The sequence below is a fragment of the Paenibacillus sp. J31R30 genome, assembly GCF_059692115.1.
This window is the reverse complement of record NZ_JCAUAV010000001.1, coordinates 1,253,197-1,268,133: the sequence shown is the minus strand read 5'-3', so window position 1 is coordinate 1,268,133 and position 14,937 is coordinate 1,253,197. Positions and strand designations below refer to the sequence as shown.

Here is a 14,937-nt window from a genome sequence, read left to right as displayed (position 1 = left end):
CCTCCCTCTACGTTAATTCGTCTTACCCTTCATTTTATATACATACGCTAGTACTTCTGCCACAGCCTGGAATAGGTCCGCTGGTATCGCTTCACCAATTTCCACCTGCGCAAAAATCGCTCGAGCAAGCGGCTTATTTTCCATGGTCATAACGCCATTTTGTTTGGCGACTTCTTTAATTTTTAAGGCTACATAGTCTGCCCCTTTTGCTATTACAGTAGGAGCCTGCATATTTTTCGAATCATATTTAAGTGCAACTGCAAAGTGAGTTGGGTTTGTAATGATGACATCGGCCTTAGGAACTTCCTGCATCATACGTTGCATGGCCATTTGGCGTTGTTTGGCACGGATCTTCCCTTTAATAAGAGGATCGCCTTCGCTTTTCTTATACTCATCTTTGATATCCTGTTTGGACATCTTAAGGCTTTTCTCGTGTTCATACTTTTGATAAATGTAATCAAAAATGGCTAAAACAATTAAAATTGCACCTATTTTAATCCCTAAGTTCAATGTAACCGAAGCAATAAACGAAAATGTATTCTCTAAGGGGGCGTGTCCTAACCCAAGAAGTCTGTCCTTCTGCGCAATTAAAGTCGTATATACGGCATAACCGATAATCAACATTTTCATAGTTGACTTTAAAAAGTCCATCACTGTTCGCATGGAAAAGATTTTCTTGAAACCAGCAATTGGATTAATCTTGTCAAACTTCATCATTAACGGTTCACCGATAAACATAAAACCAATTTGTGCGTAATTGGCGATAAAGGCGATGAGGACGACCAAAAGAAAGATTGGCGCCATAATAATTAACCCTTGTTGAGTTAAATCCATGAATAACACTTGCACATTCCCTATTGTAATGTCCATTCCCAGTTGATTTTCGTATACATTACGAAAGATATGAATGAGCTTACCTTTCATGAAGGAACCAAACATTAGAAAAGCTACGAACGAAAAAAGTAAAATGGAAGCCGCGGGCAAGTCCATACTTTTTGCAACTTGACCCTTTTTCCTGGCATCCTGTCTTTTCTTCGCTGTAGCAGGCTCCGTCTTCTCCCCAGCAAACCATTGTAAATCTAGCTGTATACGAAGTTGTTGGGACACGGTAATCCTCCTACTTAGGTGAAGTCTGTGGTGCTCCAGCAATCAATTGAAGCATTTTCTCCATGTACTCAAAAATGATACCGAATAATTGTTGGAATTGTGAGATTAACTCTGGGAATACGATAACAAGTAGAAAAAAACCAAGAATCATTTTAAGCGGGGCACCTATTACAAAAATATTGAATTGCGGTGCAACCCTTGTCAAAAGGCCTAAACCTAAATCTGTTAAAAATAACGCTGCTACGATCGGTGCTGCCAGTTGGAAGGACAGATAAAACATTTTGGAAAGCGAACGAAATAAAAAATCTGATATTTGTCCGTCATAAATGCGGCTAAATAAATCGTTATCGATCGGCACCCATTTGTAACTTTCAATAATTGCCCTAAGCAAGTAATGATGTCCGTCAAAAGACAGAAATAACAAAACAGCAATCATATATTTCAGATTTCCTAGCATCGGCGTTGAAGCACCAGTTAAGGGATCAATGACACTCGCCATACTAAATCCAATTTGCATATCCATAAATGAACCAGCTGTTTGAACAACTGTGAAAAATAAATATGCGAGAAATCCTAATAATACACCGATTAGCATTTCACGAATAATCAAAAGAACGTAAACGCCATCAATCGCTATGGACTTCTCCATGCCCATCGTAGCGAAAATGATTAAAGAAATAAAAACGGAAAGTCCCACCTTGAACATCATGGGAATATTTCTGGAAGAAAGTATAGGAACCACGACAAAAAATGATGTAATTCGACAAAAAATAAGCAGAAAGATAGGGATCGCTTGAATAAATATTGGCATTTCACTCACTACCTAACCAACGAATTTGTAAAGATTGTTGAGTAGATTAAAGGTAAAATCAACCAAAGTATTCATAATCCACGAACCGAAAATGAGGATGGAAAGCAGAACAGCAACAATTTTCGGAACAAAGGCTAATGTTTGCTCTTGAATCTGAGTGGTTGCTTGAAAAATACTTATGGCAAGACCAACGATTAACCCTATAAGAAGCATTGGCGCACTAGCTTTAAGAACGGTGTAAACAGCTTCGCCAGCAATTCGTATTACAAATTCCGAACCCATCTAGATTCCCTCCGATATCTTGGTCATTAACCGTAGCTTAAGAGTAACGATCTCACCACAAGATACCAACCATCTACAAGAATAAAAAGAAGGATTTTAAATGGGAGTGAAATCATTACGGGCGGGAGCATCATCATTCCCATAGCCATCAACGTACTGGATACAACCATATCTATTACCAAAAACGGAATAAATATCATGAATCCCATTTGAAATGCTGATTTTAATTCACTGATCGCATAGGCAGGCACTAATGAAGTAATTGGTATGTCTTCAACTCCAGTAGGCGCTTTAGCTTTGGAATAGTCAAGAAACAGCTTCAAATCCTTCTGGCGCGTGTGCTTAAACATAAACTTCTTCATGGGTAGTGACGCAGTCTGAAAGGCCTGCGTTTGGTTGATTTCACCCTTCAAATATGGCTGAAGTGCTGTTTGATTAACTTCCCCTAAAGTTGGAGACATAATAAAAAAGGTTAAAAACAGAGCGAGTCCGATTAGAACCTGGTTAGGTGGCATTTGTTGTGTTCCTAATGACGTTCGAACAAAACCAAGCACAATAACAATTCTTGTGAAGCTTGTCATTAAAATTAGAAACGAAGGAGCTAAACTTAACACAGTAAGCAATAAAAGGAGAGTTACTGTATTCGATGATCCCCCTGTTGCCGTACTCGTACCGATATTGACATTCAAACCTGGAATCGGATTCGTAACATCCGTTTCGGCTGCAGAAGCAGTTAAAGATAATAGGAAAATGGATATCACGACAAGCAGCAGTACACCAACTAGTTTATTTCTTTTCATTCTTCATTCAACCGATCTGTTTGTTTTTGATCAGACAACCATTCTTCTACATTCTTATTGCGATCCGTTACTCGCCGTAATTTATCATGGAACACTTGTTGAAAAGAAGTTGTCAGTTCTACTTCCTCTTCCACGTCATTCTTTTTGAGAGGAAGCTTATTGAACCATTTGCGAATTGTACTGAACCCCATTCGATCATCTTGAGACGAGTTTAGAAGTTCTGTGATATAGGCTACTTCATCGGCGTCAATGATTTTATCCAATAATTGAATGTTCTCACCAACGCCAACTACGAAGAGCGAATGCCCAATTTCTACAATCTGAATCGATTTGTTTTGTCCAAGGGGAACTCCACCTAAAGATCGAATCGAGTTCCCAAACAATGTACCTTTATTTTTCTTCGCCACATACCTCATCAATACATAAAAGAGAATAATAATGAATATAAGGACTAAAATAACCTTCGCAACCATAAACAATGAGTCTGATGAGCCCATTGAACCCGGATAGTCTGAGATTGGAATCTCTTGATTCGGTTCAGTTTCAGCATATACAGCATGGCTTGTAAATAACAAAGCGATCAAACTAACGAGATATAAGTAGGCTTTATTCGATTGACGTCTTTTCATAAGAACAACCCTTTCGGTTTATGTAAGACTCAACCGAATTCGAACGGTTTAACCTAGAGTCTTTTTGATAGCTTCGATAACGCGGTCAGCTTGGAATGGTTTAACGATGAAGTCTTTCGCCCCAGCTTGAATCGCATCAATAACCATGGCTTGTTGTCCCATTGCAGAACACATAATAACTTTCGCGTTTGGTTCAATCTTCTTGATTTCTTTAAGAGCTTGAATCCCATCCATTTCAGGCATTGTGATATCCATAGTAATGAGATCGGGCTTTAACTCTTTATATTTTTCGATAGCTTGCGCTCCATCATTCGCCTCGCCACATACTTCATACCCATTTTTAGATAAAATATCACGAATCATCATTCTCATAAAAGCTGCATCATCCACAATTAGAATACGGTTAGCCATTGAAAATATCCCCCTAAAATTAAATTATTGTAATTTTTGAATTCGTTCCCATTGATTAACAATGTCAGTTACACGAACCCCAAAATTCTCATCGATGACTACAACTTCACCTTTGGCAATCAACTTATTATTCACCAATATGTCTACTGGTTCACCAGCAAGCTTGTCTAATTCAATGATTGAACCCTGAGACAGCTCTAAGATGTCTTTGATCACCTTGTTTGTTCTGCCCAACTCTACGGTTACCTTAAGAGGTATATCGAGAAGTAAATTCAGATTCGTATCATCCGCTTGCGCATATGCACCTGATTGCAAATTACCAAACTGTACAGGCTGAACATTCACATTACGATTAGGCATGCCACCAAACGCAGCTGGAGGTTGCTGATACATCGGCTGCTGCGGTGGATACATCGGTTGTTGTGGCGGATACATCGGCTGCCCCATCGGAGGCTGTTGATACATCGGCTGTTCATACATCGGTTGTTGGTATACAGGCTGCTCATACACTGGTGTTGGCTGCGGTTTAGGAGTTTCTTGCACTGGCGCAGCAGCTACTGGTGGTGCTTGCGCAGCCGGTGCAGCTTCCATTGCTGATTCAGTATCACCACCACCCATAAGAATCGATACCATTTCTTTGGCGAAAGGAACAGGCAATAACTGCATGATGTTGGAATCAATAAGATCGCCAATGGCAAGTCGGAACGATATCTTTATAAATACGTCCTCGTCAGGCAGTTTTCCTTCTCCTTTCGACAAATTTAATATGTCGATTCCTGGTGGAGAGATATTGACAAATCGATTAAATATGGTAGACATGGATGTTGCGGATGAACCCATCATCTGATTCATCGCTTCTTGCACCGCGCTGATATGTATTTCGCTTAGATTTTCATCACCGCCAGTACCGTCACCACCCATCATAAGATCAGCGATTACTTGTGCATCCCGCGTTTGAATGACTAGCAAGTTAATGCCATCAAAGCCATCAACATAATTAACATGAACAGCAACATGAGGTCTTGGAAACTGTTCTTCCAATTCTTCTTTGCCAATCACGGACACCTTAGGAGTCGTAATATCAACTTTCTTGCCTAACAGTGTCGATAACGCTGTCGCCGCGCTTCCGAACGTAATATTGCCAATTTCCCCTAATGCATCCTGTTCGAGCGGGGATAAAAAATCTTCAACTTGCGGAGGCCCATGAAAAGAAGACACAGAGCTTTCTTCAGATGATTGTCTCAATAAAGCATCGATCTCTTCCTGCGACAAATAATCTCTGTTATTCATCATATTCTTCTTCTCCTTCATTCACGATTTCTGTAATTTGTACAGCCATCTTCCCTTTTACGGTACCAGGGCTTCCGAGATATTTCAGCTTCTCGCCCACTTTGACTTGAAGCGAATCTTCGACGGATTTATGCAGCGGGATTACATCGCCTATAGTTAATCCTAAGAAATCTCGGATTGAAATTTCAGACGAACCCAACTCTGCAATGAGAGGTAACTTGGTTTTCTCCAAGCGGGATTGAAGTGCTTCCACTTCTTCAGGAGCTCTCGTCTTCTTCTGGGAAACAAACCAGTGATGTACAGAAAGTCGAGGCATAATTGGTTCAATAACAACATGAGGAATACATAAGTTGATCATTCCTGTTGTGTCCCCGATTTTGGTGCTCAACGATATTAATGCAATCGTTTCATTGGGAGAAACAATTTGCATAAACTGCGGATTCGTTTCTAACGCCTCTAAGCGAGGTTGTATATCGATTACGGTCTTCCATGCTTCCTGCAAGCTATCGAATGCTCTGCTGAAAATTCGTTCCATAACAATTGTTTCAATCTCAGTTAATGCATTAATTTTGGTTGGCGTTGTACCTGCTCCGCCAAGTAGTCGATCCAACATGGCAAAAGCAACATTGGGATGAACCTCAAGCACCATCCGACCCTCTAAAGGCTCTGCTTCAAAGATGTTCAAAATGGTCATTTTCGGGATCGAACGAATAAATTCATCATAAGGCAATTGTTCAACCTGGACTACACTAATTTGAACGAACGTACGCAGCTGAGCTGAGAAATAAGTCGTCAAAAATCGCGCAAAATTTTCATGAATCCGGGTTAAGCTACGAATATGATCTTTAGAGAAACGCACTGCTCTCTTAAAATCATAAGCCCTTACCTTCTTCTGAGTATCCTCCTTCTTAAGCTCATCTGCATCCATTTCGCCAGAAGACAAAGCAGCCAATAAGGCATCGATCTCATTTTGCGATAAAACATCAACCATTCGAGTCACCTCCTTTAAGCAAAATCATTGTCGAGTTACTGCAGTACTTTATCAGTTATCCATATTTGTTTGATTTTACCTTCGTGCAGCAATGGGTTTAGTTTGTTCATTATTGTTGAAGTTAAACTATCTGAACCTTTGCTTCCTTCGATTTGTTCCTTCGTCATATCCCCTAAAATCTGGACAATCGTTCCTTTTACAGCAGAATCAAGTAAACTATCAAATTCAGCCTTTGCTTTTGAGTTTTCCATTTCAAATGCGAAGCTGATTTTAATGAAATTCTGGCTACCTGATAGATTTGTTAAAATATCCTTAATGATCGATGTGTTTGCCTTAACCGTTTCAGCTGATGGCGCTTTCGTCGGTTTCACGCTTGCTACAGCATCCTGAGCCTGTACAGCAGGATCTTTGGATTGATTGTTTTTCTCCATAAAATTCCACAACACAAACGCTGCAGTGAGTATGAGTGTGATTGCAATAAGTATGGAAACAATGAGTATAAATATCTTGTTCTTAAACACTTACGAACCCTCCGTATCCCTGGACTGTATTGTCGCTCGTACGGATCCAATGTCTTGCATGTAGGTCCGAACTAAGCTTACCACAACCTCTGCCTTTTCGAGAACTGTGATTTTCTTGCCTGTCGTCAACGTAATCATCGTATCCGGAGTTTCTTCGATAAGCTCAATCAGAATTGCATTCAAGATAAGCGGTTTACCATTTAAACGAGTGAGAGAAATCATCTTTCTCCTCCTGAATCAGGGTAAGGGGAGCTGAGCCCCCCTTCTTATCATTCAATTACTTATTATTGCTTAAGATTTACAACCTCTTGAAGGATTTGATCTGAAGTTGTAATAATTCTGGAGTTCGCTTGGAATCCACGTTGCGCGATAATCATTTCTGTGAATTCTCCAGTTAAGTCTACATTAGACATTTCCAATTGGCCGGAGATAATGGTACCAGTTCCTGCTTCTGGATCACCAGCGAAGCCAACTTCAATTCCTTCTCCCACTGGATTAGCATTGGCGGTCATTTGATACAAATTTCCACCGATTTTCTCAAGACCCGCTGGGTTCGTAACTTTCACAATACCAACTTTTTGTCCTGTATTGATCGTCTCACCATCGGCATTAACGCCAATGATGTCACCATTTTGAGCGATGGAGAAAGAAACAATATCTTCTGGAATCACGATTGGACCTGCTCCCTCAGCGCCCATGACATGAAGCCCTTCCGAATTAACAAGATTTCGATTGGCATCTACTGTAAAGTTACCCGCTCTTGTCAAAAATGGAGCATCCAATTGCTCAGCTGTTCCAACTGCGAAGAATCCATCACCATTCACGCGCAAATCGGTTACAACATTCGTCGTCATCGCACTACCAGCCGTGTGAACGGTATCAATAGCAGCGATACTAACACCTAAACCAACTTGCTGTGCATTCACACCACCGCGGTTATCATCGGCAGCACTCACACCAGACACAGTCTGGCTAAGAATGTCTTTAAACATAACACGACCACCTTTAAAACCGATCGTATTAACGTTCGCAATATTATTACCAATAACATCTAACTTCGTTTGAAAGCCACGCATACCTGAAACACCTGAGTACAAAGATCTTAACATGAAATTGGCCTCCTAAATCGGATGTAAGTAGTAAAAAATTGAGTTGCTTCATTCGTTCCACAACTCCAAGGCTTCCTAATCGGTCGAGCCCTATACTTATGAAATTATCATTGCGCTATCGATCTGAGTAAACACATGCTCATTCATAGCCTGGCCATCAAGCGCTGTCACAACGGTTCGGTTAGGTACATTCACGATATACCCATTCCCTGCTAAAATCAGCAACGTATCCTTGGCACCTTTAGAAGCTGCTTTATCAATGGCTTTGTTCATCTTCTCAATTTGTTCAGGTTTTAGCTGAATGCCACGCTCTTTTAACCTTACCTCAGCATGATGACTAAACCGAACGAATTGATCTTGAAAAATTTTCTGAAAGGTAGGATTTCCTGCAGACGATACTTGCTGCTGCTGCGATGTTGTTCGTTTTGCTGGACTAGGAGAAACCGCGCTAGGATAAAGTTGACCTATGGATATTCTCTCTGTCATTGTTTTTCTCCAACATTCTCAATTTTCTTTAATTTATCGAGTGCAACTTCCACACCATTCACACTGGCAAATTGATTTCCTTCTTTAAAGGTTATGGAATCTACGACACCAGACATATCTGTTGGAACACCTGCGGAATCGGTACCTGTCCATGAGATAGATTTGCCAATCAATCCTGACACGAAGCCAAGTGACTGCCTCATGAGTTTCATTTCACCCGCCATATTCGTCAATTGCTCAACGGAGGTAAATTGTGCCATTTGTGCAATAAACTCTTTATCTTGCAAAGGCTGCGTTGGATCTTGATTCTGAAGCTGTGTTATCAAGATTTTCAGGAAATCATCTTTACCTAGAGTAGCACTCTCTTTTTCCTTCGTTTTCGCTTTGGTCCCTGCGTTGATCAGATCAGAAACATTACCTACAATGGGGTTTGTAGCCATACTTTCACCTCCAACAACTTCATTCATTAAACAATTTAGGCTGTTACATCAAAGGAATTACCATTTGACTTGTTGCGAATCTCTGCCATCTGATCCATGTCTTCTTTAAAATCAAGCGCATCCACTTCAATCTCATTGGATTGATTCTTAGGTTGACGATTTGATTGATTAAAGCTTTGCGGTTGACGTTGTTCTTGGAACATGCTCGATGACATATTTTGACTTTGTGTAACCTCTAGCTTCTCAACTTGAAAGCCTTGTGTAAGCAAAGCTTGACGTAATTGTGGAAGCTGGCTCTCCAGCATTTGCTTGCCTGCTAAAGAATCCGCTGCGAATTGTGCGAATAGTTGACCTTCGTGCATTGAGATTTTCACGTCTACATGTCCTAAATTCTTTGGAAACAAAGAAAGCTTAGCCTCAGAGAAGCCTTCGGACATCGTAATCTTCATGTTCTTCAATACATGAGAAGTCATCTCATCAGCGAAATTAGCCGCCGATAACACTGGCGCTGGTGCCTTCTCAGCCGGAATCGTTACTTGCTGCGCTTTCTGTAAATCACCAATAGTTACAATCGGGCTCGAACTCGCATTGGCCTCAATTGGAAGATCAACAAGCGGTCGAGTTGGTGTTTCAGAAATGCTAGTAGATTGTTCAATAACTGCTGCCGGAATATGCTTAACAGCAAATTTTTCTTGTTTTGGCTGAACCTTTTGTAGTTGATCAGAAAGACTGTTCACTACGTATTGGTCAGTTTCCCCATTATTTATGTACTTACTTGAAGAGATTCGCCCAGTAGATGTCGTTAGATCCTTCGCTCCAATAGTAGGCACATTTGTCAACTTACTAACGTTGGATAATCCATTGAGAATCTCTGGAAGTATCGGTTGAATCGTACTCGTGAGTTCTGAGTTCAAGTAGTTGAGAATCGGATTGTCAGGCTGTTGCTTAGTTAAAGCTGACAACGTTAACAACGTGTTCTGCGCTTTCAAACTCATAGATTCACTGGTTGGCTGCTGCCAAGAAACAAGTAGTCCAGCAGTTGTCGCGCTTGGTGTGTTACTAAGAGCATCTAGCATTGCATCAGCGTTTTCGAACCACTTTTTCACTTTAGGATCTTGCAATAATTGGTCAGCAAGAGCAAAATTCGTATTCATCGCTTCTAGAAGTAATTCTGGAAGTGTATGATCTTCCGAACTCACATTCGCTTCTAGATTTACTGTTGTTTGAATCGGCATTACCAAGGTTTGTAGCATTTGAAGCATCATGTTCATTGAAAGCTCAGTCTCAGACGGTTCATCAACCATAGGTACATTCTCTTGAGCGGTTTGATCCGAGAGTACTGCTGAGAAGGTATCCGTTGAAGCAGTTCCTTTGGTCGTCCCTTTTCCTGCAACTGTTGAATTTACTGTTCCTGATTGCGACACTGGTGCTGAAGTCATTTGTACGTCCATTTTTTTCACCTCCCTTCATAGAATCAAAGTTTATTACGGTACAAGTTTTGCAGTAATGGAAGCTGCGATTTCTTTATTGGCATCCGAGAGAGCGGACATCACCTTAGAGCGAGAAGCATTATCCATTCCGCTTAAAATATTTAAAACCTTTATCTGATTTGTTTTATTCATCTCAAGCAAAACATTAGCGGCACTTTTTGGGGTCATATTCGCAAATGTTTGACCAAGATCCGAGGAACTAACTGTGCTTGTTGCCGCTTTAGCATCCTTCGTGTTATTCGTTGCTAATCGTTCTTGCAACGCAGCAATTTCTTTATCTCGAACAGGTACGAGATCTTTCAACCCCATAGATGCAGCAGCTGCCTTGGCAGCGTCCATTTTTTCAAGTATGGCTCCTCGGTTATCTGGTTTCATCTTAGAAAATACAAGGACCATTTCATTTGGAGTCAATGCCTCAATAATTGGTGCAACTTTACTTGGCGTCATTTTGGCGTACATATTTGCAAGTTGTGTGATTTGATTCGTGTACTCTTCTTCCGATTGTGTTTTATCTTTCAACTTCTCCTCAAGTTCAGCAACTTTCGCTACAGCTTCCTTTAGAGAATGATCTTTCTGCTCTGTCGTCGAGTCTGCCTTTTGAAGCGCTGTTGTTAGCTCATTTACTTTGGCATTCAGCTTCGCAATCTCATCCTCTTTCAATTTAACACTTTGCTCGGAAGTAGTTGCTTTACCCTCAGCTGTCACCGGAGCACTTTCTTTGGGTGCTGGAACAATTAATCCAATGACAGGTGTATTGTGCAATGCTTTTTGTATACTGCTTTTGATATCATAATCAAAAATTGAAAGCAGCACGAAGAGTAGAACCGCCGTAAACACAAAGGGGATGACAAACCAAATTAAAAATCGCTCCAGTGCACTATAAGATGCACCCTCTACGCTTGTATCGGCCATCTCTTCGTCCCTCCTTTTCTACCTTAATACGAAAGTCGCTTGAAACGATTCGTTGCCATTTCATCAAGAGCATCCTGCTCTTTTTTGGCGACCATGATTCGGAATTGGTTATGCGCTTTCTCTCTAGCCTTCGTCCAAACCTTTTCATCGATCATTTTCTCTGATAAATGTTCCTGCTTCTCAGTCACGATATGTCTAGCATGTTTCACGTCTTGATGCTTACGAGCAATTTGTTTATCCACATGATTCATGTAACTTTGCATCATGAGCATGTTTGAAATCGTAACGGAATGGCTACTCGCTTGTACCATTTCATTATGTAAGCTTTCTTTTTTCTCAAACAATCCATGTAAGCTCGTTTCTTCATTCCTTAATTGACCCATTGCCTCAGATAAAATCCATTCTGCTTGCGTTCGTTCATTATTTTTCAAGTCGACAATTTGCTGGAAAGAATATCGAAAACTCATCTAGGACCCTCATCCCTTATAAAATTCTTGGATTAAACGTGCTTGAGCTTCTTCATATGTTAGTTTTTCACTTGTTTTTTGTTTCGTAAAATCCCAAATGGCTTCAATATTTTCCATCGCAATATCAATATTTGGATTTGAGCCTTTCTGGTACGCCCCTATATTAATAAGGTCTTCCGAATCTTTATATATAGAGAGAAGACGCTTGAGTTGATCGGCAGCTTCCATATGTTCTGAAGGAACAATTTCTTTCATAACGCGACTTACACTGGATAATACATCAATTGCTGGATAGTGACCTTTGTTCGCAATATTACGATTAAGGACGATATGACCATCCAAGATTCCCCTTACGGCATCAGCAATTGGCTCATTCATATCATCACCGTCAACTAGCACAGTGTAAAATGCAGTTATTGAGCCCTTCGCTCCGGTACCCGAGCGCTCCAAAAGCCTTGGCAGCATGGCAAATACAGATGGTGTATAACCACGTGTAGCTGGCGGCTCACCTACAGCTAGTCCAACCTCACGCTGTGCCATGGCGAACCGCGTGACTGAATCCATCATCATCATGACATTTAAGCCGCGATCTCTAAAATATTCAGCAATACTCGTTGCTATCATAGCGCCTTTAATCCGAATCAGCGCAGGTTGGTCAGATGTTGCCACAATGACAACAGATCTCGCCAAACCCTCTGGTCCCAAATCTCGCTCAATGAAATCCAGTACCTCTCTGCCACGCTCACCAATGAGTGCAATGACATTGACATCGGCCGATGTATTTCGAGCAATCATACCCATTAATGTACTTTTCCCAACACCGGAGCCTGCGAAAATACCAACGCGTTGACCCTTGCCAATTGTTAATAATCCATCAATACAACGAACTCCAACTGAAATGGGGTTGAGAACACGCGGACGTGTCAAAGGATTACTGGGTGCATTATTTGTGGAATACTGTGCCATCCTAGACGGTAGAAATGAACCATCTAACGGCTGACCCAGCCCATCAAGAACCTTGCCTAGTAATTCATGCCCAACTTGGACTGTTAACGGCTTACCCGTGCCTACAACATCACAGCCAGGCCCAATCGAGTCGAGATCACCTAGCGGCATCAAAATAACTTTATTGCTTCGGAAACCAACCACTTCAGCTTTTAAAGGTTTGTTCGACTTATGCGGATAGATGTAGCAAAGATCACCAATACTGACATCGGGGCCCTCGGACTCCACAGTAAGTCCTATTACTTGAGTTACTTTTCCATTCACCCTAATCGGATCAATGGTTTGTAATACTTCTTTGTACTTATCCGCCTTCGGTATGGATGTCCGTGTCATTAGGATTCCTCGCTTTGTATAGCCAATTGCTGTAGCGCTGATTTGATTTCTTTCAGCTGTGTATCAATTCTGGCATCAATACTTCCGTATGAGGATCGAATCACACATCCTTGATCCTGTACGGATGAGTCAGGGATTATTTCAAGTTCTGCCTGTGAATCAATTGAAGTAATTAATTCTTCTCTCGCATCCTGGATATACGCAAATTGGGATGGTGCCACACATAATGTGATAATTCCCTTTTCACGTCTACGTGCGAGAACTTTTTGAATGAGTTCTATTACCCAGCCCGGTTCCAAAGATAATTGTCTTACAACAATTTTCTCTGCGATGGACGTGCTTAATTCAATGAGAAAAGGCTCCGATTCTTGAATGATTTGCTGCTTCAACTTGTATGATTGTTCGAGAATGGAACTAGCTTCGGCAAGCATATCATTATATTCTTTGCGAAGTGTATTCTCCGCTTGGGTAACACCTTGTCGATAGCCTTCCTCGAAACCTGCTTGCTTAGATTGGTTGACAAGCCCTTCATCCTCAGCTCGCCTGCTTTCCCACCAACTCGCAATATCTGCTTCCGTTTGTTGGCGGATTAGCGCACATTCTCGCTTAGCTTGTTCAATCTGATCACTGGCGAAAGCTTCAGCATCTTCTATTATTTGGTTCTTTAAAGTAGTAGCATCATTGATCTCAATTCGCATTTCCTCTGTGAGACCATCATCAGGAGCAGCATCAGGTTGCAAATCCACTACTGCCTCGGTACTAGGTGATAGCTTATCAATAATTTTTTTGGCTTCAAGGGGATAATAAGCGAATGATTTAATGACATTAGACAATAATATCATCTCCTCCACCACGTGCGATGATGATTTCACCCGACTCTTCTAAACGACGAATTGTTGCAACGATGCGAGTTTGAGCTTCTTCCACATCACGTAAACGAACTGGCCCCATAAATTCCATTTCTTCTTTGAAAGTCTCCGCCATACGCTTGGACATGTTCTTGAACAACACATCGCGGACTTCTTCACTGGCAACTTTGAGAGCCAATTGTAAATCAGCATTTTCAATGTCACGAATAATTCGTTGAATGGAACGATTATCAATATTAACAATATCCTCAAATACGAACATCCGTTTCTTGATTTCTTCAGCCAGTTCCGGATCTTGTATTTCTAAGGAATCGAGAATTGTACGTTCAGTACCACGGTCAACACCATTCAAAATTTGAACGATAGATGCGATACCACCTGCATTTGTATAATCCTGTGTAACGGTTGAGGAAAGCTTCTGTTCTAGTACGCGTTCAACCTGTGAAATAACCTCAGGAGACGTACTATCCATAAGTGCAATCCGCTTTGCAACATCAGCTTGTTTCTCCTGTGGGAGTGATGACAAAATGATGGATGCTTGTTCAGCTTGCAAATAGGACAAAACGAGAGCTATCGTCTGAGAATTCTCATTTTGAATGAAGTTGAGAATTTGTGCTGGATCTGCTTTTCTAGCAAAGTCAAACGGTCTAACCTGTAGTGTGGCAGTCAGTCGATTAATAATATCAAGCGCTTTTTGAGAACCAAGTGCCTTCTCCAAAATATCTTTGGCGTACGCAATACCACCTTGAGAAATAAATTCCTGTGCTAAACAGATCTGATGGAATTCTGCTAGTATGGAATCCTTTTCAAGCGTATCGACTTTTCGCACATTCGCAATCTCAAGTGTTAATTGTTCAATTTCTTCTTCGCGTAAATGTTTGAAAATTTGTGCAGAAACCTCAGGGCCTAAACTGATCAAAAGAATGGCTGCCTTTTGTCGTCCGGTCAACCCTTGTAGAGCGGCTCTGGCCATACAAGTGCACC

Annotated in this window: 19 protein-coding genes; all 19 read right to left on the bottom strand. The window is 41.1% G+C overall.

Annotated features, from left to right (window positions below; translation table 11 throughout):
* Positions 1–12: 12 nt before the first annotated feature.
* The 19 genes from flhB to fliG all read right to left on the bottom strand — a co-directional run bounded on the left by flhB (position 13) and on the right by fliG (position 14,926).
* Positions 13–1,107 carry a flagellar biosynthesis protein FlhB gene (flhB, locus tag AC58QO_RS04960; RefSeq protein WP_497264147.1) on the bottom strand — a complete coding sequence of 365 codons (1,095 nt, stop codon included), beginning with the start codon at positions 1,105–1,107 and terminating at the stop codon, positions 13–15.
* 10 nt (positions 1,108–1,117) lie between these two features.
* Positions 1,118–1,918, bottom strand: a complete 801-nt coding sequence (fliR, locus tag AC58QO_RS04955) for a flagellar biosynthetic protein FliR (protein ID WP_497264146.1) — start codon at positions 1,916–1,918, stop codon at positions 1,118–1,120.
* Between the two features lie 12 nt (positions 1,919–1,930).
* A complete protein-coding gene (fliQ, locus tag AC58QO_RS04950; RefSeq protein WP_028558285.1) occupies positions 1,931–2,200 on the bottom strand; it encodes a flagellar biosynthesis protein FliQ in 270 nt (89 codons plus the stop codon).
* A 26-nt stretch (positions 2,201–2,226) separates the two neighbouring features.
* Positions 2,227–3,000, bottom strand: coding sequence for a flagellar type III secretion system pore protein FliP (fliP, locus tag AC58QO_RS04945; RefSeq protein WP_497264145.1), 774 nt, complete (start codon positions 2,998–3,000; stop codon positions 2,227–2,229).
* The gene (locus AC58QO_RS04940; RefSeq protein ID WP_497264144.1) at positions 2,997–3,629 is read right to left on the bottom strand and encodes a flagellar biosynthetic protein FliO; all 633 of its coding nucleotides are present in this window, start codon (positions 3,627–3,629) and stop codon (positions 2,997–2,999) included. The genes fliP and AC58QO_RS04940 overlap by 4 nt, the downstream gene beginning before the upstream one ends.
* 48 nt (positions 3,630–3,677) lie before the next feature.
* Positions 3,678–4,040, bottom strand: coding sequence for a response regulator (locus tag AC58QO_RS04935; RefSeq protein ID WP_028558282.1), 363 nt, complete (start codon positions 4,038–4,040; stop codon positions 3,678–3,680).
* Positions 4,041–4,064: 24 nt separating this feature from the next.
* Positions 4,065–5,330 carry a flagellar motor switch phosphatase FliY gene (gene fliY / locus AC58QO_RS04930; protein ID WP_497264393.1) on the bottom strand — a complete coding sequence of 422 codons (1,266 nt, stop codon included), beginning with the start codon at positions 5,328–5,330 and terminating at the stop codon, positions 4,065–4,067.
* Positions 5,323–6,321 (bottom strand): flagellar motor switch protein FliM, encoded by a 999-nt coding sequence (gene fliM, locus AC58QO_RS04925; RefSeq protein WP_057315694.1) that lies wholly within the window; start codon positions 6,319–6,321, stop codon positions 5,323–5,325. Before fliM ends, fliY begins: the two co-directional genes overlap by 8 nt.
* A gap of 35 nt (positions 6,322–6,356) precedes the next feature.
* Positions 6,357–6,842, bottom strand: coding sequence for a flagellar basal body-associated FliL family protein (locus AC58QO_RS04920; protein ID WP_497264143.1), 486 nt, complete (start codon positions 6,840–6,842; stop codon positions 6,357–6,359).
* A complete protein-coding gene (locus tag AC58QO_RS04915; protein ID WP_314804889.1) occupies positions 6,843–7,064 on the bottom strand; it encodes a flagellar FlbD family protein in 222 nt (73 codons plus the stop codon).
* Between the two features lie 62 nt (positions 7,065–7,126).
* Complete coding sequence (flgG, locus tag AC58QO_RS04910) at positions 7,127–7,951, bottom strand: flagellar basal body rod protein FlgG (protein ID WP_497264142.1); 825 nt, start codon at positions 7,949–7,951, stop codon at positions 7,127–7,129.
* A 96-nt stretch (positions 7,952–8,047) separates the two neighbouring features.
* Positions 8,048–8,437 (bottom strand): TIGR02530 family flagellar biosynthesis protein, encoded by a 390-nt coding sequence (locus tag AC58QO_RS04905; protein ID WP_497264141.1) that lies wholly within the window; start codon positions 8,435–8,437, stop codon positions 8,048–8,050.
* Positions 8,434–8,877 carry a flagellar hook capping FlgD N-terminal domain-containing protein gene (locus tag AC58QO_RS04900; RefSeq protein WP_497264140.1) on the bottom strand — a complete coding sequence of 148 codons (444 nt, stop codon included), beginning with the start codon at positions 8,875–8,877 and terminating at the stop codon, positions 8,434–8,436. The genes AC58QO_RS04905 and AC58QO_RS04900 overlap by 4 nt, the downstream gene beginning before the upstream one ends.
* 35 nt (positions 8,878–8,912) lie before the next feature.
* The gene (locus AC58QO_RS04895; protein ID WP_497264139.1) at positions 8,913–10,328 is read right to left on the bottom strand and encodes a flagellar hook-length control protein FliK; all 1,416 of its coding nucleotides are present in this window, start codon (positions 10,326–10,328) and stop codon (positions 8,913–8,915) included.
* 33 nt (positions 10,329–10,361) lie between these two features.
* Positions 10,362–11,279: a MotE family protein gene (locus AC58QO_RS04890; protein ID WP_497264138.1), complete on the bottom strand. Its 918-nt coding sequence runs from the start codon at positions 11,277–11,279 to the stop codon at positions 10,362–10,364.
* 23 nt (positions 11,280–11,302) lie between these two features.
* The gene (gene fliJ, locus AC58QO_RS04885) at positions 11,303–11,746 is read right to left on the bottom strand and encodes a flagellar export protein FliJ (RefSeq protein ID WP_497264137.1); all 444 of its coding nucleotides are present in this window, start codon (positions 11,744–11,746) and stop codon (positions 11,303–11,305) included.
* A 9-nt stretch (positions 11,747–11,755) separates the two neighbouring features.
* Positions 11,756–13,084, bottom strand: coding sequence for a flagellar protein export ATPase FliI (gene fliI, locus AC58QO_RS04880; RefSeq protein ID WP_497264136.1), 1,329 nt, complete (start codon positions 13,082–13,084; stop codon positions 11,756–11,758).
* On the bottom strand, positions 13,084–13,926 hold the full coding sequence (locus AC58QO_RS04875) for a FliH/SctL family protein (RefSeq protein ID WP_497264135.1): 843 nt from the start codon (positions 13,924–13,926) through the stop codon (positions 13,084–13,086). Before AC58QO_RS04875 ends, fliI begins: the two co-directional genes overlap by 1 nt.
* A complete protein-coding gene (gene fliG / locus AC58QO_RS04870) occupies positions 13,910–14,926 on the bottom strand; it encodes a flagellar motor switch protein FliG (protein WP_068662580.1) in 1,017 nt (338 codons plus the stop codon). The genes AC58QO_RS04875 and fliG overlap by 17 nt, the downstream gene beginning before the upstream one ends.
* Positions 14,927–14,937 lie beyond the last annotated feature (11 nt).